The following is a 23195-nucleotide window of genomic DNA, read 5'->3' on the forward strand; positions in this document are numbered from 1 at the left end:
GTACTAATAAAAGTACAGCGCTTTTCAGGTCAATGAGGTACACGGGTAAGGGCGAACGACCGTTCGCCCTTGCAATTAATTTATTCTGACTCCTGACTCCTGACTCCTGAATTCTTCTTCAAACTTTTAGTTGACATAACAGTAAAGCAAACCAGTGATTTGAATCAGTCCATGTTTCGATTGGTACTAAACTTCTTGCTGTGAGTTGCTGTTGGATAGTGTTAAGGTCAAATTTGCGAGAAATTTCAGTAAGGATAGTCTCATCGGCTGCGAAATTAATGGTGAGGTTGAGGGCTTTTAATTGAACGGACTGCGATCGCAAACTTCGTAGATGCATCTCTATTTGATGTTCGGTTTCGTTATAAAATGCTTCGTGTGCAAATTGAGTTGTATCAAAATTACCTTCAAACCGTCGATTTAAATGATCCAACATATTAATGTTAAAAGCTGCCGTCACTCCTTGGCGATCGTTATAAGCTGGTTCTAGAATTTCTTTTGGTTTTTGTAAGTCTATTCCCAATAAAAAATACTCATTGACTTTCAGAGCATTTGTAATTTGGGATAAGAAGACATCGCATTCTTGAGGTTTGAGATTACCCAAAGTACTCCCAATAAAACAAATCATCCTACTGGGTAGTTGCGTTGACAATAGTTGTGCTAAAGCTAATTCATAGGTTCCAGCTAATGCATGAACTTGCAGTGAAGGATAATCTACTAATAGCTGCCTAGCACTACTTTCTAATATCCCTGCACTCACATCAATCGGTAGATAACGCAGAGGATAGCCTAGTTTTTGGTAAGCATCGAGTAAAATGCGGGTTTTGGTAGAACTGCCACTACCAAGTTCAACCAATTCACAAACGCCAGTTATTCTGGCAATTTCACCAGCATACTGCTGTAAAATCGCTGTTTCTGTACGCGTTAAATAATATTCTGGTAACTCACAAATTTGCTCAAACAACTCAGAACCACGGTCATCATAAAAGTAAGCAGGGGGTAGGGATTTGGGCGTTTGAGTTAGTCCTTTAACTACATCACTCCCCGCACTAGAGGCAACTATTCGAGTTACTTCTATCAAACGCTGTATTTGCAAGCGTTCTTCAACATTGTTTTGGAAAGTAAACTTCTTACTAAAAGCTTTAGACACTGACATTTAACCTCTGCCTACTTGGTGTAATAAATTGAGTTGTTTTGAACGCACACTACCTCAAAACACACAGATATAGCCGATGAAATCACGTTTGAGGCAGTTTAATCAAGCTTAAAAGCTATGTTTACGGATTTTCCCATTAAATTTAGCGTCAAGTGTTTTCACTCAGCACTCAGTACTCAGCACTCACTAACAGCACAGCGAAACCCAGCAAAAATTTGGCGCACGCTGGGGTAATACCAATTGCGAAAACTACAACGCAGCCCCCAAGGACGAGTTGCCCAACTGCCACCTTTTAAAACACGGTGTTTGCGGTCAAAATAAACCTGTGAATAACCTTTGTAAGGGTAACTTTGGAAACCTTGATAGCCATCAAACCAAGAAGCTGTCCATTCCCAGACATTTCCTATCGTATCGTACAAGCCATAGGCACTTTGCCCAGCAGGATAGGCATCTACTGCTGTTGTTTTACCAATTAAGCGATCGCAGTTACAATTTTGAGATTGAGCAGTTGGTGGTTCATCACCCCAAGGATAGGTACGACGACGTTTAGCTTTGGCATCCCAACTAGCTGCTTTTTCCCACTCGGCCTCTGTAGGTAGCCGCTTACCAACAAACTGTGCGTATGCTTCTGCCTCGTACCAGCTAACACCATAAACTGGATGATAATCGTAAATGCGATCGTCCCACCAATAAAGCGGTTTTGTCACCTGTTCGGTTTGTAGCCATTGCCACCCAGCTTCTGACCACCAGCAAGAATTTTGGTAGCCTCCTGCCTCTATGAACTGCTGATACTGCCCACAAGTCACGGGGTAGCGATCGATCCAGTAAGTGTCTAAGTATACTTTGTGTGCGGGGCGTTCGTTATCTAAAGCATCTATGGAGTCATTCCCCTGCTCAAATTCACCCGCCGGAATTTGAATCATCTCGGTAGCAAAGGGGCGCAGGGACGGAGGGGCAGAGGAGAAATAACAACTGACAACTGACTCTTGTACAGACGCGATTAATGAGCCAGCGCGTTGCGGGGGTTCCCCCCGTTGTAGCGACTGGCGTCGCGTCTCTACGACAACTAACTCTTGCCTCTTAATTAATTCCAAAATAAAACTGATGATTTCGCAGTGTTGGCTTTCGTGCTGAATTAAAAAGCGCCAAAGACTTTCATGCTGTGCGATATCGCCTACTTCTAAGTGTTCCACAACCTTTTCTCTAACTGTGTTTAGGTAATCATAAATTTCACCTAAATTTGGTAATTGAACGCGTTCTGATTTGGGTAAACCATCAGCTGCAAACAGCTTGCGGTATTGTGGAAACAAACAGGATAAACCCGCACTATACTCTAGCAACCACAAAGACTCGGTGTAAGCAATATGTCCTAAGTGCCAACCAACAGGGCTAAAGTCAGGATGAGGCTGACTGCGAAATGTAGCTTCATCCATATCCTCAAATAGCTTCAGGGTTTGAGGACGAACTTCATGCAAGGCATAAATAATACTCTCTTTGGGGCTAGATTTGCTCAATTTGGATATCACAGTCTTCTCTCACACTGATAATGCTATTCTCTGGGCAAGTATTCCAATTACCAATAAATAATGGTTCGGAAGCAATTATTACAGAATTAGGAAAAGTCGGATCGTCCCGTAACCAGTAAAGCGATGGAGGTGGTGAAGTAGTGGCAAAGCGGGAGGCTATCAGACGATTTCCATCGCTAAAAATTACGTTTGCTGAAGCTTCTACTTGATAGCGTTTTGCCATCTCTGATAGCGCTATTAATGTGTTGCGTAAAGCATATTCTGGAGGTCGATGTTTGTTGTTTTCACCCTGAGAAAGTAGTAGGGCAAATATGTGTTCGGAATCAGTATTACCATTGATTTTTGCGTATAAATCGGGAGTTAAAATACTACGAATTTTTCGATGTAATGTTTGCCGGAACTTCACAATGCGTCCATTGTGAATGAATAACTGTTGTTGATAGTGAAATGGTTGACAATTAGCAAAATCTAAAGCTTGACCGGGTGTTGCACTACGAACATAAGCTAGTACGCATTTGGATTCAACATAACGACTGAGACTAGGCAGGTTTATGTCGTTCCAAATCGGCAGTGTATTTTTATAAATAAAGGGTTCAGTATCTTTTTGACTGTGATACCAACCCACACCAAAGCCATCGGCATTTACTACCCCGGAACTCATTTCGCGGGGTTGGTAACTCTGAACTATCAAGGAATGTTCTGGTTTAAACAGAAGATGTTCTAGAGAAACAGGCGAACCGAGGTAGGCGAGTAAACGGCACATGATATGAAGTATTTGCTCCCAATAGTTGTATAGAATAAACTTGATGACTGAGAATTCGCTGAATGTTGGATAAATTTGCGCTATGCTCGCCTGAGTGAGAGCGGGATAAAGTAGCCTTTTTACTCTCCTCAACAGATTTTAGATAAATTTAGATGATTTTGCGGTAATCCTTAAATATAACAGTGAAATAGGATAAATGAGCAATTACTAATAACTAATTACTGATGACTAACTCAATGATGGTAATTTTCCCATACAGACATAATCAAACATGGGTATTTGATGATGAGCGAATGGGATTAGTCCAAGAACCATTCGTTAGCGGCATACCTAAAATGATTGATATTTTCATTCAAGACATTGCTAATGTTGATGAAGGTTTTAAACTGTTATTTTCTGCAAATCCCTTTCCCAGTTACCAAATAGAGTTGATTTTGGTAAAAGAAGAGTATGGAGGACATTGGTATCGCTGGAGCGAAAAAAACTTATAAGGATGGCTATGTCCAGCATTGTTAAAATACTTTAGCAACCCGCCAACTAAAATTTATTGCAAAGCTGAAAGTCTTTATTAATCTCTTTTTTTGCAGTTAGATTTAACTATTTACCTGACCTTTTAAATGAATATTCCAGCTTCTATTACCACGATAATCGAGCAACAACCTTACCCACTTTTATTTACTACGATTAGCGGTTCTCATTTGTATGGTTTTCCGTCACCAGATTCTGATTATGATTTGCGCGGCGTACATATTTTACCAGTGCCAGAAGTGGTGGGATTAGATTCTGGGGCTGAAACTATTGAAATCTCAGAATCTCGTGAATCTTTAGAAATTGATTTGGTAACTCACGATATCAAAAAGTTCTTTTTACTGCTTCTAAAAAAGAATGGTTATGTATTAGAGCAACTTTACTCACCTTTAATATTGAAAACTACACCAGAACATGAAGAATTAAAAGTAATTGCTAAAGCTTGTGTTACTCGTCATCATAGCCATCATTACTTTGGTTTTGCCGCAACGCAATGGAAACTTTTTGAGAAAGAACAGCCACATCGAGTCAAGCCATTGCTTTATATTTATCGAGTCCTATTGACTGGCATTTACTTAATGCAAACAGGAATAGTTGAAGCGAATTTAATTAAACTTAATCAAATTTTTAATTTACCATACATTTCTGATTTAATCGCCCAAAAACTAGCAGAAGTAGAAAAGTCAACTTTACCAAATGTTGATATAGCTTTTCATTATAGAGAATACGAAAGGCTGCGCGATCGCTTGCAAGAGGCGTATGAAGCTAGTACGCTACCTGAGACACCAACAGCAAAGGAAGCTTTACATAACTTGCTAGTAAACTTGAGAATGAAAAGTTAGGAAATTTTAAGTTTTTAATTCCTTATTCCTAATTTTTCCAGCAGGAAGTTGCTGTTTAATTGGAATCTGAACGATAAATTCAGTTTCTTTTCCTGGTGCAGAATTACACCAGATTTTTCCATAGTGTTTGTCTGTGACAATTTGATAACTAATCGATAATCCTAACCCCGTACCTTTGCCGATAGGTTTTGTTGTAAAGAAAGGATCGAACAGTTTAGAAATGATTTCCTGACTTATTCCTCCTCCATTATCTGCTATGGCGATCGCTATCCATTCTCCATGAATCACCTCTGTACGAATTCGGATTGTGCTAGGTTTTGCCTGAATTTCTGCACTTGAGCGCTGTTGATTGAATTCATCTAAAGCATCGATCGCATTGTTAATAATATTCATAAAAACTTGATTTAACTGTCCAGCGTAACACTCGACTAAAGGTAATTGACCGTATTCTTTAATAATTTCAATCTCAGAATGATTTGATTTGGCTTTGAGTCGATTTTGCAAAATTAGCAGTGTGCTATCGATACCTTCGTGGATGTCTACAGCTTTGAGTTCAGCTTCATCTAAACGAGAGAAATTACGCAACGACAAAACAATCTCCCGAATGCGATTGGCTCCTATCTTCATAGAAGCAAGCATTTTTGGCAAGTCTTCAATCAAATATTCTAAATCGATTGTTTCTACTTTTGCGAGAATCTTTTCTCCTGGTTCAGGAAAATGCGCTTGATAAAGAGACACAATATCTAACAAATCTTGAGTATATCCTTGGGTGAGAACGAGATTACCATAGATGAAGTTGATAGGATTGTTAATTTCGTGAGCGATACCCGCCACAAGTTGACCTAAGCTAGACATTTTTTCAGTTTGAATTAACTGTGCTTGCATCTGCCGTAAATTTTGAAGTGCTTGATGAAGTTCTGTCTCTGCTTGCTGGCGTTCGACAATTTCACTAACTAATTTCTGATTAGTTTTGACTAATTCAGTTTTCGACTCCTGCAAGTGATTAGCCATTTTGTTAAACGAGATTGCTAAATCACCAATCTCATCTTTTGATTCCATCTCAACTCTGTAATCTAAGTCTCCTTGAGCAATATTCAGCGAAGCTTGTCGTAATTCCTCAATTCGCTGCAATATACTTGCAGAAATGAAATATCCTAGTGCTACCGCAAGCAAACTAGTTACACAAGTGATACTTAGAATCGCCATCATGCTTTTTTGTGTTGCGATCGCTATTTCGTTGTGGAGATTTGTATACTCTAAAAGCATGACTCCAAAGATTTCACCGCTTTCGTCGTTTTTGAGCTGTACTACAATTTGCCTAATACCTTGGGGATAGTCATTGCTAACCTCAATAAAGGTTCTAGGTATACCATCTTTGAGGGTCTGCCTAACTTCTCCATGTTCATCATCTGCAAAATGCTGACCCACATCGGCAGCAACTACATCTGCTATGATGATGCCGTTACGATCGATGATTTCAATATCGCGTTTTTTCAAGGCATGGAGACGTGTAATATTGTGTTGAAGACGTTCTAAATCGACAGCAGTTAACGATTTGTTTTTTCCTGCCAAATCCTTCTCAAGGTGTTCGCTGACAAAATAAGCAATAGTTTCAGCAACATATTTAGCTTCTTCTACAGCTCTTTTTTGAGAAACTTGGCTTTGTAGAGTCACAGCCAGACTTCCGATAGTTCCCATTAGTACAGCGACTCCTAAAAAACTTGTTGTCAGTTTTTGGCTAATTTTCATAGATCTTAATAAGTATGAGAGTGTTTACTGCCAAGACTCTCTATACTTAAAATTCCCTAAAGTCTTGAATATGTAGGGTTTATGATTAATTTTTATGTTAAGTAAAGCAAAATATTCGATGAAGCCTCAAAGTAAGATGTTGGTTTTCCTCTAGACTTCGGCCAGAAGATAGAAACCCTCTGTCACCCTGCTTCATATCCTAATTAAAATGCCATCATAAATAAGCAACTCGCACTTCCATAGGAGTATCCAGCCGTGCAGCCGGACTTAATAGGCTTGGAAATTAGCAAAGGTGAATTAAGACGTTTAACTGGTTTCGACCCAGATGATGTATTTCGACCTTCTATGATGAAAGACCGCGAGAAGCGAATAGGGTTTTTTATTAATGAAATGCTAGTAGCCTTGGCGCTAACCCCAATAATTGTTGGTTTGATTTATGCATTTCTAATTTTGCCAATCATTGGTTCTTCAATTAAATTGGGAATTCTCTTACTAATTTTAGTTCCGATCGCAGTCACAATTGGGCGAGTGCTATGGCGACGCATCACCTTTCCTAAAGCACTGACAATACTTTTAGATGAAGTCGATAAATATCATACTGTTGTCCAAGCAATAGATATTAACGACCAATTAGCAACGTCTGGAAATTCCCAAAGTAGTATTAACGATCGAGAAAAAGTAATTACTGCCTTACAACTTATTAGAGAAAATTTAGTCCTAGCTCTAAAAAGCGAACGGATTTTACGAGATAATAAAAAATTACTTGCTAATAATCAAGAGTTATTTGTCAACAATTTAGCCAATCTGCAAGCTTTACAAGTTAGCAGTCAAGCCAGCGAATACAGTCAACTTTTAAATCAATCTTTGCAAATTGCCTTTGATGTGCAAGCAGAAATCAAAAAATTACAACAAAACTAAGCTGAAGTTTCCTCACTCAATTTTCCCATAAATACAGTCGCACCTGAGATTTAAATGAGCAATAAACCGAAAATAATTGTCCTGGATGATGACCCCACAGGTTCGCAAACAGTTCACAGCTGTTTGCTGCTAATGCGTTGGGATGTAGACACTTTACGCATCGGATTACGGGATGATTCGCCGATTTTCTTTGTGCTAACTAATACCAGAGCTATGCCTACGGAGTCAGCAGCAACTGTGACGAAAGAAGTTTGCCAGAACTTGAAACTGGCGTTAGCTGCTGAAGGAATTACAGATTTTTTGATTGTCAGCCGTTCTGATTCTACATTGCGGGGACATTACCCGATTGAAACAGATGCGATCGGATCTATACTCGGCCCGTTTGACGCTCATTTTCTCGTCCCTGCATTTTTTGAAGGCGGACGCATCACCCGTGACAGCGTACATTACTTGATTATCGATGGCATACCCACCCCAGTACATGAAACTGAGTTTGCCAAAGATTCAGTCTTCGGCTACCATCACAGCTATTTACCCAAATACGTAGAAGAAAAAACTCAAGGACGTATTAGTGCCGAGACAGTAGAAAGATTTTTACTTGCCGATATTCGTAGTGGTAGCCGAGAACGTTTGCTAAAACTCAGTAGTAACCAGTGCGCTGTTGTCGATGGTGAAATCCAAACCGATCTCAACTCCTTTGCAGTTGATGTGTTGGCCGCAGCAAGTCTTGGGAAACGCTTTTTATTTCGTAGTGCTGCCAGTATCTTAACGGCTTTAGCTGCCTTACCTCCCCAACCCATTGCCGCAGAAAACATGGCAAAGTACGTGCGCCAAGGTAAACCCGGTGCAATCATTGTCGGTTCGCATGTCAAAAAGACAACTCAGCAATTAGCAGCACTATTACAAGTAGAAGGCATAGCAGGAATCGAAGTGGAGGTAGCACGATTACTTGATGGAGAAAATCAATCTGCTACACTACTAAACGATATCCTCGAAAAGATTCGCGGGGTACACAACGCTGGCAAAACACCAGTAGTTTATACCAGTCGTCAAGAACTAACTTTTCAGGATGTCAAGACACGATTAGAATTTGGGGTCAAGGTTTCCAGCCTATTAATGGATATCGTGCGAGGTTTACCATCGGATATCGGATTTTTGATCGGTAAGGGTGGCATTACCTCAAACGATATCCTGAGTACTGGTCTTGCCTTAACCTCAGCTCGGTTACTCGGTCAAATTTTACCTGGTTGTTCGATGGTAATTACAAATTCTGACCATCCCCAGTTTCCTAATTTGCCAGTTGTACTATTTCCTGGTAATGTTGGCGATGCTGATGCCTTAGGGACAATTTACAAAAGATTAACTAAAAATACTAAGTGAAAATATTGTTGCATTATGCAACTAATATTGGTAACTAGGAACTTCCAAGTAAAAAATATTCCATTGTTATTGTTGACTGTTGACTGTTCGCAGTCAACAACTTTAAGCGGAATAATTTATTTTTTGGAGTTCTCTTACTCGGTGTATTCCTTGTCTTTTGGCTGGTGCTGCATGACTTCTGATTTTGTTACTCCCGATCTAGAGTCAAATTCTGCACTTCCTCATGCAGAATCAATCTCTGACCTTTCGGATATAGATGTCAATTCTACCGTGTTTGATATGGAGCCAAATTTTGCCATTTCTGACGCAGATTCTGATTCTATCATCCCAGATGCAGAGCTAAATTCTGTTCTCCTCTATTTAAAGTCAAATTCTCCCGTTGACGACGTAGAGTCAAAGCCTGCAATCCTAGATATGAAATCTAATTCTGTTCCCATCGATGCAGAGTCAAATTCTGCTTTTTTAGATATCAATTTCACTGAATCAGCAATAGTAGAGAATAAATTCCCAAATAACATCCAAGTTCAATTGAAAAGTGAGGAGGGACGACTAGTAGTAATTTTGCCAACAGAATTTCAAGTACCTGCTTCAGAACTTACTTGGTCTGAAATTTGGCAACAATTAAAGTTACGATTGAACGCAGGCGATCGCTTGCGTGTAACCAATACACCAGTACATTTAATCGCACAAGACCGCTTATTAGATGGCAGACAGCTGCAAGAACTCGCTGAGAGTTTTAGCGAAGTTCAACTACAACTGAAATCTGTAGCAACAAGTCGTCGGCAAACTGCGATCGCTGCTGTCACATCTGGTTATTCTGTAGAACAAATACAACCAGAAACATTACTCACTTCGGAATTGAAAACAGCCTCGGCCCCCCAAGCAGATGCCCTCTACCTGGAAATGACCATACGTTCTGGAGTAGAAATTCGTCATCCCGGTTCGGTAATTGTTTTGGGAGATTTAAATCCAGGTGGTATTGTAATTGCAGAAGGAGATATTTTGGTGTGGGGGCGTTTACGAGGAATAGCTCATGCTGGTGCTGGTGGCAATCGTGAGTGCCTGATTATGGCCTTGCAAATGGAACCAACCCAATTGCGGATTGCAGATACTGTAGCTAGAGCACCAGAGAAATCGCCAATGCAGTTTTTTCCGGAAGTGGCCCATATTACGCCCCAAGGAATTCGCATTGCTAGGGCAATTGATTTTTCCAAAAATCAACTCAACAGGATCAATCAAGTCCTATAAATATTAACTTGAAGATGAAGGATGTAGACGCAAAGCGACTTGCCGCAAGCTAGGATAAAGGCTAAAGGATGAAATAAAAAACATTCACCTCGCTCTCGTCATGACGATCGGATATTTCTTCATATCTGATACGATACTTCATACTTTATACTTCAATTTACATACTTCAATTTATTGTTCTATATTTCCTGAACGTCAATCGAGCGCATTCACATCATGACTCGCATTATTGTGATTACCTCCGGCAAAGGAGGGGTGGGTAAAACCACAGTTTCAGCAAATTTAGGTATGGCTTTAGCCAAAATGGGGCGGCAAATTGCCCTAATTGATGCGGATTTTGGTCTGAGAAATTTAGATTTGCTGCTCGGCCTAGAAAACCGCATCGTTTATACTGCCGTAGAAGTGCTATCTAGAGAGTGCCGATTAGAACAAGCTTTGGTGAAAGATAAGCGGCTACCCAACCTCGTACTTTTGCCAGCAGCGCAAAATCGTTCTAAAGATGCAGTCAATCCCGAACAGATGAAGTTATTGGTGAATGCACTAGCACAAAAGTATCAATACGTGCTGATTGATAGTCCGGCTGGGATTGAAAATGGCTTTAAAAATGCGATCGCCCCCGCCAAAGAAGCTTTAATTGTCACCACGCCAGAAATCTCCGCTGTTCGTGATGCTGACCGAGTAGTTGGATTGCTAGAAGCCCAAGGTGTCAAGCGCGTTCATTTAATAATTAACCGTATCAGACCCGCAATGGTACGAGCAAATGATATGATGTCAGTGCAAGATGTTCAGGAACTTCTGGCAATACCCTTAATTGGGGTGATCCCTGACGATGAGCGTGTTATTGTCTCTACCAATCGCGGAGAACCTTTGGTATTAAATGAAACTCCCTCTATAGCTGCTTTAGCTTTTGAAAACATTGCTCGGAGATTAGAAGGGGAAACCGTTGAATTTCTAGATTTCGACTCACCCCAAGAGAATATTTTCGCGCGTCTGCGAAAGTTATTGTGGACAAAGATTGTTTAATTCATTTTCCAGGGTTCGCCCCAGACCTATTTGCAATGATTGAACTTCTAGAACGACTTTTTTCTCGCAATTCTGATGACAGTCGCGCTCAAGTAAAACGTCGCCTGCAATTGGTGATTGCCCACGATCGCGCAGCTTTAGAACCTCAGATTTTAGAAAAAATGCGACAAGAAATTTTAGAAATAGTTTGTCGCTATGTTGAAGTTGAGACGAATGGTTTGGAATTTTCTTTAGAAAGCAACCAACGAACGACAGCCTTAATTGCTAATTTGCCGATCCGTCGCGTCAAAGACATGTTGCTAGAAACATCCGAATTAGATAGCAGCGATTCTCCAAAAAGTCTAGATTCAGGAGTCAGAAGCCAAAAGAATCAAGATTTTTCCTGACTTTTGAATTTTGGTTTTTTGCTCGGAAAGAGTTTTTTAAGCAAACAATTTTTAATTGCTCAAAGCCTTAAAGCAACTGGGTTTTTACTCAGCACTTTGCTATATATAGCGGTCGCCAGTAGTGTTTGGACATCATACAGACGATTAAACCTAGACACAAAAAGACTTTTCACTCAGTCCCCAATCCCCAGCTATACCAATTAAGAAAACATGCCATAGATTAACTCCAAGCCAAATGCCGAAAGCTATCTCAATTTAAAATTCAAAAAAATATTATTTTTGTGCGATCGCAAAACAATTCCCGTTATCAGCTTTAGTGACAACGGGAATTAATTGATTTTAGATAAACTATCTAGAAGCGACTTGTGAACCCGGCCAAACTTCTGTAATTTTTTGACCAAAAGTAATCGGCTGATCTGCATCTGTAGTATTCACTGTCTTACCATTAGTATCAACTTGTACTAAAGGCCAGTTTTCGTCTCCCATTTCACCCGCCCGGAATAGTACATTATTTGGTTGATTTTTACTCCAACCTAATAACACTGCAATTTTCTCATGGTCAGCTTCCTCTTGGGCGGGAGCAACGGTGTTGACTTGATTTTTTTGCCGATCCCAAATCACTGCACGATCTGTAGCATCGCCTGTGTTGAATACTCCTTCAAACTTGCGTGCTAAGAAGCGATCGCTTTTTTCCGACCAACTAACAGGAACTAACACCCCAATTTTCCCATTGGTGTCGTTTGCTTCCGCCGCAGAAACATTTGTACTCGCTAAAGGATCGTTGACAGCAGCAGTAGAAGCCATCACCTGTAACTTCTTAGTTTGTTTATCTTCTACAAATAAAACGCTAGTAACTCTGCTGTTATACATTTCGGGTTTTACTTCCATTTGTACCCGACTGTAAACCACATACCTACCATCAGGAGAAACCACAGGTACGCTACGGTAATAGCGGACTCCAGAAATCCCTTTGGAACCAACAGCTTCTTGAGTTGCTACAATCCACTTCCAAGGTATCGGATGCGGACTTCCGATTGGGTCTGTTTGAACTGCTTGTGACTCATCAGGTTGTTCGGCAGGTGTTTCCGTAGTTGAATCTAGTTGTGATTCTGTCAGAATTGGTACGACTGGTGTAATTTGAGTTGTTGCCAATGTCTTCACTACAGGCACTTTACTCGGTAGAGAATTATTTTCTCCTGTCAAAGATTGGCTACGAGCAGTTTTAAATTTTGGTGCTAAATTTAGTTTACTAACAGATATCTCTGGCATCGGTGCGAGTTCTACTGCTGCCAACGAACCGATATCGGCTAGATCGCTACTCGATCGAGAATAATCTTTTGCCACCAAAGATTCATTGTTGTCCGCTTGTAATGTTGGCGGATCTCCAGCATTCATTTCCAATGATACAGAGTCAGATTCTTCAGTTGCCGAGGTGGCTGGAGAAGGCTTTAATATATCAGCTAACTCAGGTTCGCTAACAGCAGCAACTTCCTGAGGTACATCAGATTCTCCGGTTTCTGAAGTAACTTTTGCTACTTCTTTCAATTGTTTCGCTGAAGTAGCGTGACCAGATGCTGCAACTAAAGGAGCAATCAGCATCACAACGACAATGTAATTGAGAAATGGTTGAGCGCGGAACCATCCTGACAGCAAGAGGGATTTAAGCATGTGTAGACTCTCTAGAGGCGTGGTTGCTGTGTGAGGAGCAATGACTGTGTAGCAAGTGGGTAGGCGATATTTACAGGTATAACAACAAACTCAAAAGTTGAACGAGTTTAATGAGATAAATTGCTTCAAGTTTGAATATTTTTACAAAAGTTTAGTATCATTATTCGCACCTTTTACTAGCATTCGCTTATTTATACGGAAATTATGCCAGCAGAAAACAAACGCAGATTAACTAAGTAATGACTGCATAAATATAGACTTTTGCTACCCTTAACTTATGTTAAAGAGTATTAAACGTCTGATGTTGGCTAGAGATACTAGCAGCACAAAGGTAGAGCAGAATAGCTGAACTGTTGGGAGTGGCGTTAGCAATAGCTAAGTCGCAGGAGGCTCCCCTAATTTCCTGCTACAACAGCACAGACCCCGATAACGGTAGAAGTGAGGCGTTACTTTAAAAGCTGGGAAAGATGACGCACATCACATGATACTCGAAAAATACTATTAGCATCCACCCTCAGCTATAACTTAATGTTAACTGTAACAATTGCGAGAGTACAATCTACTTAACGCAAATATACTTATAGCCAAATCCAAAAGGATAGTAATAAAAGAGATTAAGTAGGTGAGTAAGTCAGGGTGAATATTTATCATTGAGATTGGGCGCAAGGCACAAGGAAAGAGGATTTTAATTTAGTTCATGTTTATTCACATAGTTTGGTCTGATTGTGCCGACTGATTTATACATAAATTACCTATCGGTAGACATAGCTAAATAATTTAGAAATGTCAGCAGTAAATGCATTTGATATCAGCTTATCTGCTTGCTATTTTTTCACAAGTCTATCAAATAAACCCAAGTTTCGCTAGTGTAATTGAAAGTATTTGCAAACTGCAAAGGACGCAGAGAATATGACTAATGGCTATGCCTATTCATCAATGACCTTTAACTATTAACTAATGAAAATCATATTTTTTGGTACTCCTCAATTTGCTGTTCCTACCCTAGAAAAGTTGCTGAATCAACCAAAATTTGAAGTTTTGGCAGTTGTGACCCAGCCAGATAAACGTCGGGGAAGGGGAAATAAACTTACCCCTTCACCAGTAAAAAATGTTGCGATCGCTCACAACTTGCCAGTATGGCAACCCCAGCGAGTGAAAAAAGACATTGAAACTTTAACACAACTCCAACAATCAGACGCAGATGTGTTTGTTATTGTTGCTTACGGACAGATTTTATCGCAAAAAATCTTAGATATGCCAAAGTTAGGTTGCGTTAATGTCCATGGCTCGATTTTACCTAAATATCGAGGTGCAGCTCCGATTCAGTGGTGTCTGTATAACGGTGAAAAGGAAACGGGGATTACCACAATGTTAATGGATGCGGGGATGGATACCGGAGCAATGCTACTAACAGCAACTACACCTATTGGATTACTTGATAATGCCCAAGATTTAGCCCAAAGCCTATCTACAATTGGTGGAGATTTACTGCTAGAAACTCTTTTAAAACTAGAAAGTCAAGAAATTGAACCAGTTTTGCAAAATAATTCTGAAGCGACTTATGCACCTTTGATTCAAAAGCAGGATTACGGATTAGATTGGTCAAAAAGTGCTATCCAATTACACAATCAAATTAGAGGCTTTTACCCAAACTGTACTGCTACCTTTCGCAGCCACCCCATAAAAATTACAGCTACCATTCCCCTTGGTTCTGCTTACGATCGCGAACTCCCAACAGAATTACAAAAGTCAATTCACAAACTACCTAATTTGTCAAGTATATCGGGTAGCCCTGGAGAAATAGTAAGCATCGCCAAGGGAATTGGAGCGATCGTCCAAACTGGTGAGGGTTTGTTGCTCTTGCAAGAAGTTCAGCCAGCTGGCAAACGCCCCCAATCGGGCTGGGATTTTGTTAATGGTACTCGCCTAACTGTAGGAGAAGTATTTGGTCTTGGGGGTTAAGGAAGGGGGATGAGGCAGCCGGGGGAGCAGAAGAAATAAAACAACTGACCTTTGTAGAGACGCGTAGACGCTCGTCAGAGCGGCTTCTCGTAAGAGTATAATCGCGTCTCTACGACAACTGTGACTCTTCATAAAAGCGGCAAGATTCGCAAGGCCCCTCTGGATTAACTGCACAGCGAATGATTTCAGAATGAGCATTAAAACTACAAGTGGCATCACCAATTACCCAACGTCCCTGTACTAAAGTTTTTTCAGCTGGTCTTTGAGCAGACTGGACGTAAATAGCAATATTATTCAAGTGGTAACGCCCTAATTTAATTTGGTATCTGTGGCGGCGCTCTAAAACAGCGTAGGTTTTTCCTTCAAAATCTAGATAGTTTCCAGGTTGGGGTGTCCAATCGAGTTGGACTCTACCAAGGCATTGACGCGGATGCGTCAGAATTACCTCGGTTGGTAAAGAGTCTGGCTCCATAAGTTTATGTGATGTGATTTACATTATAAAAATGGTATCGCAGTAGCCTACTCTAGCTTACCGAATTTAGAATATAATTAATGGTTGACTAGATTCTGGGACTAGGAATCAGCCACTGGGGATTAGGAAAAAATATTTGTATTACTTTTGTTGTGCCTACTACTCGACCAACCCAAAATTGTTGGGTTAAGGCCGACATAAAGACGCGGAGAATTTTTAACCAAGCAAAGTTTCCTTGGCAGACCACTACAAAACACCCACGATCTTTATTCCCAAACTCATAATTTCTAGTATGGAATTTCTGTTGTGTGCCGAGCGAGAAAGTAGTAACTAAAAGATTGAATATAAAATAAATAGAAATATTTATCGTTAGTTCAAACAGATGTGTATTGAACTCTTAAAACCTAGAAAATAATTAAATTTTAATATAACAACTTTGTGCTTCAAGGAAACGTCTAGACGTAGAAAGACCTTGGTGTAAACTTTAGCAGCTAAGGAAAGAATTGTTTCCAAACCTTAACAAAGTCATCAGATTTTTACAAACACAGTATAAAGAATTGGCAACATTGGGTAAGGACAGTCAACAATAGCCATAGCTAAACTAGGAGTATTGCCAACCTATGCAGCCAATTCGCACATTCAACGTCTCTCCCTCACTACCGCCGCGACTCGAACCGCTGCGGCGGCTGGCATATAACTTGCACTGGGACTGGAACGTTGAAACCAAAGATTTATTTCGTCGCCTAGACCCCGATTTATGGGAGTCTAGCCATCATAATCCAGTGTTAATGCTGGGTACTATCTCGCAAGGGCGGCTTTTAGAAGTTGTCGAAGATGAAGGCTTCTTGGCCCAAATGGATCGAGCTGATCGCCAGTTAGCAGATTATTTGCAAGAACGCACTTGGTATCAAAAACAACGCAGCCAGAATCCCAAAGAATGCTACGCCTATTTTTCGGCTGAATTTGGACTGGTAGATTGTTTACCTGTCTATTCTGGTGGTTTGGGTGTTCTAGCGGGAGATCACCTCAAATCTGCCAGCGACCTAGGGCTACCCCTAGTTGGTGTTGGTTTACTCTACCAGCAAGGATATTTTGCTCAGTATCTTAACGCTGATGGCTGGCAGCAGGAACGCTACCCGATCAACGATTTCTATAACATGCCCTTGCACCTAGAGCGCAATCCTGATGGTTCAGAACTGCGGATTGCTGTAGAGTATCCAGGGCGTAAGGTGTATGCCAGAGTCTGGCGCGTACAGGTAGGAATGGTTCCGCTGTATATGTTGGACACCAACATTGAACCTAACAATCCTTACGATCACGACATCACAGATCAGCTGTACGGTGGCGACATCGATATGCGTATCCACCAAGAAATGATGTTGGGTATCGGTGGCGTACAGATGTTGAAAGCGTTGGGGTATAACGTCACTGCTTACCACATGAATGAAGGTCATGCGGGATTTTCTGCCTTAGAACGTATCCGGATTCTGATGCAAGAAAATGGCTTGAATTATGCCCAAGCTAGACAAGTTGTGGCTTCTAGCAACATCTTTACTACTCATACACCAGTGCCGGCGGGAATTGACTTATTCGCCCCCGACAAAATTATGTACTACCTAGGGCACTATGCAGAGATTTTTGGTTTGCCCAAAGAGCAATTTTTAGGGCTGGGGCGTGAAAATACAGGCGATTTATCCGGGCCTTTCAGTATGGCGGTGCTGGCGTTGAAGATGGCAACATTTTCTAACGGAGTGGCACAACTGCACGGTGTGGTGTCGCGGCAGATGTTTCAAGGTTTGTGGAAGAAAGTCCCAATAGAGGAAGTACCCATCGCGGCAATTACCAATGGTGTCCATGCTCGTAGTTGTGTAGCTAAATCAACTCAAGAGTTGTACGATCGCTACCTAGGGCCAAATTGGTCATCAGTACCGCCAGAGAACCAATTGTGGGAGAGGATGGATGCGATTCCCGATGAAGAGTTGTGGCGCAATCACGAACGCTGCCGCTTAGACATGATTTTGTATGTCCGGGAGCATTTAGTCAAACATTTGCGCGATCGCGGTGCTTCGGCCTCAGAAATAGCCCAAGCCCAAGAAGTTTTAGATCCCAATGTTTTAACCATTGGCTTTGCCCGCCGCTTTGCCACTTACAAACGCGCCACCCTCTGGATGCGCGATATCGAACGCATCAAGCGGATTTTGTTGGGCAACAAAGACCGGAAAGTACAATTTGTAATAGCTGGTAAGGCACACCCGAAGGATATTCCCGGTAAAGAACTGATCCGCGACATCAATCACTTTATCCACGAACAACACTTAGAAAAACAAGTAGTCTTTGTTCCCAATTACGATATTCACATATCCAGATTGATGGTAGCGGGTTGCGATATCTGGTTAAATACACCGCGTCGTCCCCGCGAAGCCTCCGGTACTAGTGGAATGAAAGCCGCTATGAACGGATTGCCAAATTTAAGTGTCCTCGATGGTTGGTGGGATGAAGCTGATTACGTCCGCACGGGTTGGGCAATTGGACACGGAGAGAATTACGACGATCCCAATTATCAAGATGAAGTAGAAGCGAATGCTCTCTACGAGTTACTAGAAAAAGAAGTAGTACCGCTATTTTACGACCACCGCGATGTAGATGGTTTACCCCGTCCTTGGGTTGCCAAAATGAAAGATGCAATTCGGTTGAATTGTCCATTTTTTAATACAGCGCGGATGGTGGGAGAATACGCACTAAGAGCTTATTTCCCAGCTAGCGATCGCTACCATATCTTGGCTACCGATAATTATGCTCCAGCTAAAGAATTAGCCCAATGGAAAGCAAAACTGAGCGAAGACTGGTTTAATATCAAAATCAAAGATATTGACGTATCCTCAGCTGCGGACATTGAGGTTAACCAAACCGTTGCTGTCAAAGCCAAAATTGACTTGTCAACTTTGACTAATGATGATGTCCAGGTAGAACTCTACCAAGGTGCGATCGATGCCAATGGTGAAATTGTCAATGCTATACCAGTAGTGATGGATTTCCAAGGACAGGATAATCAAAAATTGAGTGTTTATACGGCTGACATCACCTACACCAGTTCTGGTTTGCAAGGCTTGTCTTTGCGCGTGTTGCCGAAACATCAATATTTGTCTAGTTCTTATGAACCAAGGTTGATTGCTTGGGCAGAATAGAGTGCTGAGTGCTGAGTTTAAGAGAGTTATAAGTAGAAAGTTGTGAGTTATATCTATTACTTTTTACTCTTAACTTTCTTCTTCACTCAACACTCGCTCCTCAGCACTGATTTGGGGATGACAATGTAGCCAGTGGTGCGATCGCCTAATACTAAGTTACGTTGCTCGCCCCAATACCACCAGTGTGCTGCAACATAAGCGCAAATTAGGCTGTCTAGTTTATCTTCGGTTGCTTTGAGGGCTGCGCCAGTGGTAGGAATTTCTAAAATAAAGGAATCGCCCAAGTGCAGTGGAGGCAAGAAATTAGGTAGGATATCAAGAATATATTGATATAGCTTGATTAATTCTAAACGACGCTCGTTGATGCGTCCTTTTTTATATTTGAGGATGCGTTCTAAGCCAAATAAATGCACGATTGCTGGATGGGGAAAAACTTCGATTTGATATCTGCTGAGTTTTTGCGGTTCGATAGTGGGTGCGTGTGCAAAACCCCGAAGTTCTAATTCTAAACCAAAGTTTACAGTGCGTTCTGCAAAGGGTAAATTCATGTTAGCTGGGTAGCAGCCAGCGTGATATTTACCAAAATATTTGTGGGTGAGTTTATCGGGTAGGCGACTCCCGGTGATATTGGGAATGAGAGTAGGTGCATCTACGGCAATGATGGCTGGTTCGTTTGGTTGTACGTTTCGCTCGATCCAGGTGAGGATATCTGCAATGGCTTCTTTGCGGTCTAGATCGAGTAGTTGCAGTTGTTTATCTGTCCATTCTAAGCAGCATAACCCGCTTGGTTGCGATTTCCAGCCTAAATCAATGCCGATAAATTTCATGGAAATGCGAAGTGAATCATCAAAATACTTTCCGAGTTAGCTTAACTTTCAACCAATCAGCGCTTCGTACTCATCGTGCGATCCATAATCCTCTCCTTTCTTCAATGCTAGTGCCCGATATCCACCACTAAGCCGGACTGACCACAAATCATGTGCTACTTTTTTGAAATGCAAAGAAGGATGAAATTGATTGTTAATCCACAGGCGATATGCTTTTCTGGCTTGTTCTTGAATTTACGGTGAAAGTGTAGCATATGAGCGCTAAAAATCAGGGGTTGTTAAGGACTTCATCTAACGGTTTGACTCTATTAGCGTCAATATCTGCTTTAGCACGCTGTATCATCCAATCTAGTTTACCAGATTTTGCATCTGCTTCGATTTGCTTGTCCCAGGAATCATTAAGATATTCTTGGAGCCAATTTGACAACTCCCGTATTTCACCCCCAGACAATTGCATAATAGCGGCTTCGATTTCTAGGAGTGAGTTCATTGAGTTATCCTCAATTTATTTAGGACTATGACTTACATCCTATCAAAATTGATATTTTCTGATAATTCACTTAATTTATACAGGCTAGGCGATGGCTGCGCGAAGGACGATCGCACCGCTATATTAATGCAAAAATGTTGAGGTGTTCCAGGGTGTAATCCTATTGATATGGCACGAAAATGGCTTTCTATCGTGGGCATTGGCGAAGATGGGTTACAGGGATTAAGTGCGATCGCTCGTTCCCTCATCGAACAAGCTGAAGTAATTGTCGGTGGCGATCGCCATTTGGCAATGTTGCCCCCAGACGACCGACGCGAGAAAATCACCTGGATATCTCCCATCAGCACCTCAATAGAAGAAATTATCCGCCGTCGGGGTCAGTCAATTTGTGTCCTGGCAAGTGGCGATCCCATGTGTTACGGCATTGGTGTCACCTTGACGCGGCATATTCCTGTCTCGGAAATGACAATTATCCCCGCACCTTCAACCTTTAGCCTTGCTAGTGCCAGATTGGGATGGTCTTTGACTGAGGTGGAAACCTTGAGTTTAAATGCTCGTCCACCCTCCCTACTCCAGTCTTACATCTATCCGGGGGCGCGGCTGTTGATTTTAAGCGAAGGCAAGGATACACCCGCGATCGCTGCCGAAATATTGACAAAACGTGGCTATGGTGGTAGTAAAATTACGGTCTTAGAACGTATGGGCGGCATTCACGAACGGATTGTAGAAGGTACGGCTGCATCTTGGAGTGAAACCCAAATTGCGGCTTTGAATGCGATCGCAGTTGATTGTATTGCTGATGCTGGGGTTGCGCCTTTGCCGAGGTTGCCTGGATTACCAGATAATGCCTATCACCATGACGGACAGCTAACTAAGAGAGAAGTTAGAGCGATAACCTTAGCAGCATTAGCTCCCACACCAGGACAACTGCTATGGGATGTCGGCGCGGGTTGCGGTTCAATTTCTATCGAATGGCTGCGGAGTCATGTTCGCTGTCGGGCAGTTGCGATCGAGCAAAATTCTTCGAGACTGCATTATATTGCTGATAATGCTAATGCCCTCGGTACGCCAAACTTGCAAATCATTACAGGTAAAGCACCCCATGCCCTCAAAGACTTGCCTACACCTGATGCCATCTTCATTGGTGGTGGAGTAACAGCGCTGGGACTTTTTGATATTTGCTGGCAAGCATTACATCCAGGCGGACGTTTGGTGGCAAATGTCGTCACTGTTGAAGGCGAGCAAACCTTATTTCAATGGCACGAACAAGTCGGGGGTAATTTGACTCGCATTGCCATCCAAAGAGCGGAACCTATTGGTAAATTTTTGGGCTGGCGGGCAATGGCAGCTGTCACGCAATGGGTAGTGGTAAAGCCTTGATTATGTAGTTTACGATAGTAATTTTTCTGATAGCTGCTTTACAAATAGTTCAGCTTTTTTGATATTGGGCTGGGCTGTATAACGACGCTCGAATTCATGGCGAAATAAGCGATCGCCACAGTTGTCGTACAGACGCGACGCCAGTTGCTACAACGGGGAGCCACTGCGGTCTTGGGGTTTCCCCCTTCGGGTTCACAGTTCCTTAAAGTCGGCGAAGCCGCCCAACAGACTGCTCACCGTAACGCGCTGGCTCATTAATCGCGTCTGTACAAGAGTTAGTTGTCAGTTGTTATTTCCCCTCTGCCCCTCTGCTTCCTACCTTCTCTACTTAACCTCTTCATACCAAATACCGACTGTCTCAAAAGCAGCATAAGCAAGCTTGAGAAAATGCACAATTCGCTGTCTGCCAAGTACCCCAAATTCTTTATAGTCTCTGGCTTCAGCAAAGGTGAGGCGGTTTTGGTCAATTATATTTCTCTCTTTGTATGCCAGCTTGGGAAAATCTACGACCTGAATTCTATGTTTTTTCAGAAGCTTTTGCATGGCGGGGTCTGACTCAACATGCTCCCAATCGTCACACAAACCGAAATTCTTTACCAGAATATGAAGGATTTTGTCTCCGTAGCTATTTACTGACTGCACAAATAAATTGAGACTGTCATAGCCTCCTGTAGACACAAACCATTTGCAAAAAGTTACTCCCTCAGCAGTTCCCAATTCAAGTAACTGATTTTTCTCAATCCAGTTTTTGACAGCCCTATGCGATTGAGCAGCCAGATTGACAATTACTGGCTTAGACATCGCCATCTCAAAAATGCGATCTGCTTTATCAGCCTGCCGTTCATCTTCGGTAAAGACAGCATACTGACATATTCCCTTATAAACACCAGCGACATCTGGATTAGAGCGATCGGTTTCAATAGGTACAAATGGTATTCTCTTATCCAGACAATACTGAACCATTGTCCGGGTTACTAGAGATTTCCCTACTCCACCCTTTTCACCATCTACTAAATGAATCGTCGGCATAACAGCTACCTCTAGTACTGATTGAAATCATTTAAAATATTTGCTTTCGACTTAGAAGTTTTTGGACTTCTTCGCCTACTAACTTTGCTAATTTCCTGTTCAGGCTCTATACTATCCGCTGATGACTGCTTCTGTGGAATTTCTAGAGTCGGTTGAGTCAAATCTGCATTAACTTGAGAAAATTGAGTTAATTGAGGTTCTGATGACGTTGCCGCTCCTGGTAAATTCTCAGTAGAAGAGGAAGCTTGTTTAACTTGTCTTGATTTAGTTCCTCGCTTTTTGGAACTTTCTTCTTTATCAATCTCAGTTAAGTATTGCTTGAGCGTGGCTGGCGAAACTTGAATTTCTTGAGCGGCAAGTATTTCAGAAAGGTCTTGATAGCTGTAGCCCTTCTTCAGAGCCGATTGTAACTGAGTGCGGAGAAAATAAATACTCTCTCGCAGTGTTAATTCTTTTTTAGGTTTCTCTTCTAACTTTTCTAGTTTTGCTACGGAAGCTTGGAGTTTATCGATAGAAATCTTTTGTCCAGACTTTGTGCGTGCCATTTGTGCCGCTGAATTAGCTCAAAATCTCATTCATCCTATCATCACACGCAAGCAAGCAAATGATAAAAAATCATCGACTGAAAGGGTGACAAAAGGGCTGAAGCAAAGCAAATAAAGGAGC

At 41.6% G+C, this 23195-nt stretch carries 21 protein-coding genes; 10 read left to right on the plus strand and 11 right to left on the minus strand.

What is annotated here, in order from left to right; genetic code table 11:
* Positions 1-118: 118 nt before the first annotated feature.
* From egtD to egtC, 3 genes are all read right to left on the minus strand, one after another.
* Positions 119-1153, minus strand: a complete 1035-nt coding sequence (egtD, locus tag I8752_RS09935; RefSeq protein WP_214432146.1) for an L-histidine N(alpha)-methyltransferase — start codon at positions 1151-1153, stop codon at positions 119-121.
* A 176-nt stretch (positions 1154-1329) separates the two neighbouring features.
* On the minus strand, positions 1330-2679 hold the full coding sequence (gene egtB, locus I8752_RS09940; protein ID WP_214432147.1) for an ergothioneine biosynthesis protein EgtB: 1350 nt from the start codon (positions 2677-2679) through the stop codon (positions 1330-1332).
* Positions 2654-3442: an ergothioneine biosynthesis protein EgtC gene (egtC, locus tag I8752_RS09945; RefSeq protein WP_214432148.1), complete on the minus strand. Its 789-nt coding sequence runs from the start codon at positions 3440-3442 to the stop codon at positions 2654-2656. Before egtC ends, egtB begins: the two co-directional genes overlap by 26 nt.
* Positions 3443-3666: 224 nt before the next feature.
* On the opposite strand from egtC, the gene I8752_RS09950 reads away from it, so the two are divergent.
* Complete coding sequence (locus tag I8752_RS09950) at positions 3667-3933, plus strand: hypothetical protein (protein WP_225895567.1); 267 nt, start codon at positions 3667-3669, stop codon at positions 3931-3933.
* A gap of 126 nt (positions 3934-4059) precedes the next feature.
* Positions 4060-4812, plus strand: a complete 753-nt coding sequence (locus I8752_RS09955) for a nucleotidyltransferase domain-containing protein (RefSeq protein WP_214432149.1) — start codon at positions 4060-4062, stop codon at positions 4810-4812.
* 6 nt (positions 4813-4818) lie between these two features.
* On the opposite strand, the gene I8752_RS09960 is transcribed toward I8752_RS09955, so the two are convergent.
* A complete protein-coding gene (locus I8752_RS09960; protein WP_214432150.1) occupies positions 4819-6561 on the minus strand; it encodes an ATP-binding protein in 1743 nt (580 codons plus the stop codon).
* 255 nt (positions 6562-6816) lie between these two features.
* Here I8752_RS09960 and I8752_RS09965 point away from each other — a divergent pair, with 255 nt between their 5' ends.
* The 5 genes from I8752_RS09965 (at position 6817) to minE (ending at position 11516) form a co-directional block, all read left to right on the plus strand.
* On the plus strand, positions 6817-7479 hold the full coding sequence (locus I8752_RS09965; RefSeq protein WP_214432151.1) for a hypothetical protein: 663 nt from the start codon (positions 6817-6819) through the stop codon (positions 7477-7479).
* A 54-nt stretch (positions 7480-7533) separates the two neighbouring features.
* Positions 7534-8859, plus strand: a complete 1326-nt coding sequence (locus I8752_RS09970; RefSeq protein ID WP_214432152.1) for a four-carbon acid sugar kinase family protein — start codon at positions 7534-7536, stop codon at positions 8857-8859.
* Positions 8860-9030: 171 nt separating this feature from the next.
* Positions 9031-10107, plus strand: coding sequence for a septum site-determining protein MinC (minC, locus tag I8752_RS09975; protein ID WP_214432153.1), 1077 nt, complete (start codon positions 9031-9033; stop codon positions 10105-10107).
* A gap of 216 nt (positions 10108-10323) precedes the next feature.
* Positions 10324-11130, plus strand: a complete 807-nt coding sequence (minD, locus tag I8752_RS09980; protein ID WP_214432154.1) for a septum site-determining protein MinD — start codon at positions 10324-10326, stop codon at positions 11128-11130.
* Between the two features lie 35 nt (positions 11131-11165).
* Positions 11166-11516 carry a cell division topological specificity factor MinE gene (gene minE, locus I8752_RS09985; protein WP_214432155.1) on the plus strand — a complete coding sequence of 117 codons (351 nt, stop codon included), beginning with the start codon at positions 11166-11168 and terminating at the stop codon, positions 11514-11516.
* A gap of 348 nt (positions 11517-11864) precedes the next feature.
* On the opposite strand, the gene I8752_RS09990 is transcribed toward minE, so the two are convergent.
* Positions 11865-13184: a hypothetical protein gene (locus I8752_RS09990; RefSeq protein ID WP_214432156.1), complete on the minus strand. Its 1320-nt coding sequence runs from the start codon at positions 13182-13184 to the stop codon at positions 11865-11867.
* Between the two features lie 957 nt (positions 13185-14141).
* Here I8752_RS09990 and fmt point away from each other — a divergent pair.
* On the plus strand, positions 14142-15146 hold the full coding sequence (gene fmt / locus I8752_RS09995; RefSeq protein WP_214432157.1) for a methionyl-tRNA formyltransferase: 1005 nt from the start codon (positions 14142-14144) through the stop codon (positions 15144-15146).
* A gap of 109 nt (positions 15147-15255) precedes the next feature.
* Here the strand turns inward: fmt and I8752_RS10000 are convergent, their stop codons facing one another.
* Positions 15256-15618, minus strand: coding sequence for a DUF6464 family protein (locus I8752_RS10000; RefSeq protein WP_214432158.1), 363 nt, complete (start codon positions 15616-15618; stop codon positions 15256-15258).
* A gap of 620 nt (positions 15619-16238) precedes the next feature.
* On the opposite strand from I8752_RS10000, the gene glgP reads away from it, so the two are divergent.
* Positions 16239-18803, plus strand: a complete 2565-nt coding sequence (gene glgP, locus I8752_RS10005; protein WP_214432159.1) for an alpha-glucan family phosphorylase — start codon at positions 16239-16241, stop codon at positions 18801-18803.
* 86 nt (positions 18804-18889) lie between these two features.
* Here the strand turns inward: glgP and I8752_RS10010 are convergent, their stop codons facing one another.
* From I8752_RS10010 to I8752_RS10020, 3 genes are read right to left on the minus strand one after another with little or no spacing between them, the layout of a single operon-like run.
* Complete coding sequence (locus tag I8752_RS10010) at positions 18890-19630, minus strand: DUF429 domain-containing protein (RefSeq protein ID WP_214432160.1); 741 nt, start codon at positions 19628-19630, stop codon at positions 18890-18892.
* 48 nt (positions 19631-19678) lie between these two features.
* On the minus strand, positions 19679-19864 hold the full coding sequence (locus I8752_RS37990; RefSeq protein ID WP_422615220.1) for a ParE family toxin-like protein: 186 nt from the start codon (positions 19862-19864) through the stop codon (positions 19679-19681).
* Between the two features lie 34 nt (positions 19865-19898).
* Entirely contained in the window at positions 19899-20120 is a 222-nt protein-coding gene (locus I8752_RS10020) for a hypothetical protein (protein WP_214432161.1), read from the minus strand.
* A 168-nt stretch (positions 20121-20288) separates the two neighbouring features.
* Here I8752_RS10020 and cbiE point away from each other — a divergent pair, with 168 nt between their 5' ends.
* Positions 20289-21500 carry a precorrin-6y C5,15-methyltransferase (decarboxylating) subunit CbiE gene (gene cbiE, locus I8752_RS10025; RefSeq protein ID WP_214432162.1) on the plus strand — a complete coding sequence of 404 codons (1212 nt, stop codon included), beginning with the start codon at positions 20289-20291 and terminating at the stop codon, positions 21498-21500.
* A gap of 324 nt (positions 21501-21824) precedes the next feature.
* On the opposite strand, the gene I8752_RS10030 is transcribed toward cbiE, so the two are convergent.
* Complete coding sequence (locus I8752_RS10030) at positions 21825-22529, minus strand: P-loop NTPase family protein (RefSeq protein ID WP_214432163.1); 705 nt, start codon at positions 22527-22529, stop codon at positions 21825-21827.
* 11 nt (positions 22530-22540) lie between these two features.
* Entirely contained in the window at positions 22541-23074 is a 534-nt protein-coding gene (locus I8752_RS10035) for a hypothetical protein (RefSeq protein WP_214432164.1), read from the minus strand.
* Positions 23075-23195: the final 121 nt, after the last annotated feature.

Origin of the sequence: Dendronalium phyllosphericum CENA369 (assembly GCF_016056275.1) — a bacterium.
GTDB classification, from domain to species: domain Bacteria; phylum Cyanobacteriota; class Cyanobacteriia; order Cyanobacteriales; family Nostocaceae; genus Dendronalium; species Dendronalium phyllosphericum.

Coding starts and splice junctions, on each gene's coding strand:
- minC (WP_214432153.1), top strand. CDS start 9,031: ATGACTTCTGATTTTGTTACTCCCGATCTAGAGTCAAATTCTGCACTT.
- minD (WP_214432154.1), top strand. CDS start 10,324: ATGACTCGCATTATTGTGATTACCTCCGGCAAAGGAGGGGTGGGTAAA.
- glgP (WP_214432159.1), top strand. CDS start 16,239: ATGCAGCCAATTCGCACATTCAACGTCTCTCCCTCACTACCGCCGCGA.
- minE (WP_214432155.1), top strand. CDS start 11,166: ATGATTGAACTTCTAGAACGACTTTTTTCTCGCAATTCTGATGACAGT.
- I8752_RS10035 (WP_214432164.1), bottom strand. CDS start 23,074: ATGGCACGCACAAAGTCTGGACAAAAGATTTCTATCGATAAACTCCAA.
- I8752_RS09990 (WP_214432156.1), bottom strand. CDS start 13,184: ATGCTTAAATCCCTCTTGCTGTCAGGATGGTTCCGCGCTCAACCATTT.
- fmt (WP_214432157.1), top strand. CDS start 14,142: ATGAAAATCATATTTTTTGGTACTCCTCAATTTGCTGTTCCTACCCTA.
- I8752_RS10000 (WP_214432158.1), bottom strand. CDS start 15,618: ATGGAGCCAGACTCTTTACCAACCGAGGTAATTCTGACGCATCCGCGT.
- cbiE (WP_214432162.1), top strand. CDS start 20,289: ATGGCACGAAAATGGCTTTCTATCGTGGGCATTGGCGAAGATGGGTTA.
- I8752_RS10010 (WP_214432160.1), bottom strand. CDS start 19,630: ATGAAATTTATCGGCATTGATTTAGGCTGGAAATCGCAACCAAGCGGG.
- I8752_RS09950 (WP_225895567.1), top strand. CDS start 3,667: ATGACTAACTCAATGATGGTAATTTTCCCATACAGACATAATCAAACA.
- I8752_RS09955 (WP_214432149.1), top strand. CDS start 4,060: ATGAATATTCCAGCTTCTATTACCACGATAATCGAGCAACAACCTTAC.
- egtD (WP_214432146.1), bottom strand. CDS start 1,153: ATGTCAGTGTCTAAAGCTTTTAGTAAGAAGTTTACTTTCCAAAACAAT.
- I8752_RS09970 (WP_214432152.1), top strand. CDS start 7,534: ATGAGCAATAAACCGAAAATAATTGTCCTGGATGATGACCCCACAGGT.
- I8752_RS10030 (WP_214432163.1), bottom strand. CDS start 22,529: ATGCCGACGATTCATTTAGTAGATGGTGAAAAGGGTGGAGTAGGGAAA.
- I8752_RS10020 (WP_214432161.1), bottom strand. CDS start 20,120: ATGAACTCACTCCTAGAAATCGAAGCCGCTATTATGCAATTGTCTGGG.
- egtC (WP_214432148.1), bottom strand. CDS start 3,442: ATGTGCCGTTTACTCGCCTACCTCGGTTCGCCTGTTTCTCTAGAACAT.
- I8752_RS09960 (WP_214432150.1), bottom strand. CDS start 6,561: ATGAAAATTAGCCAAAAACTGACAACAAGTTTTTTAGGAGTCGCTGTA.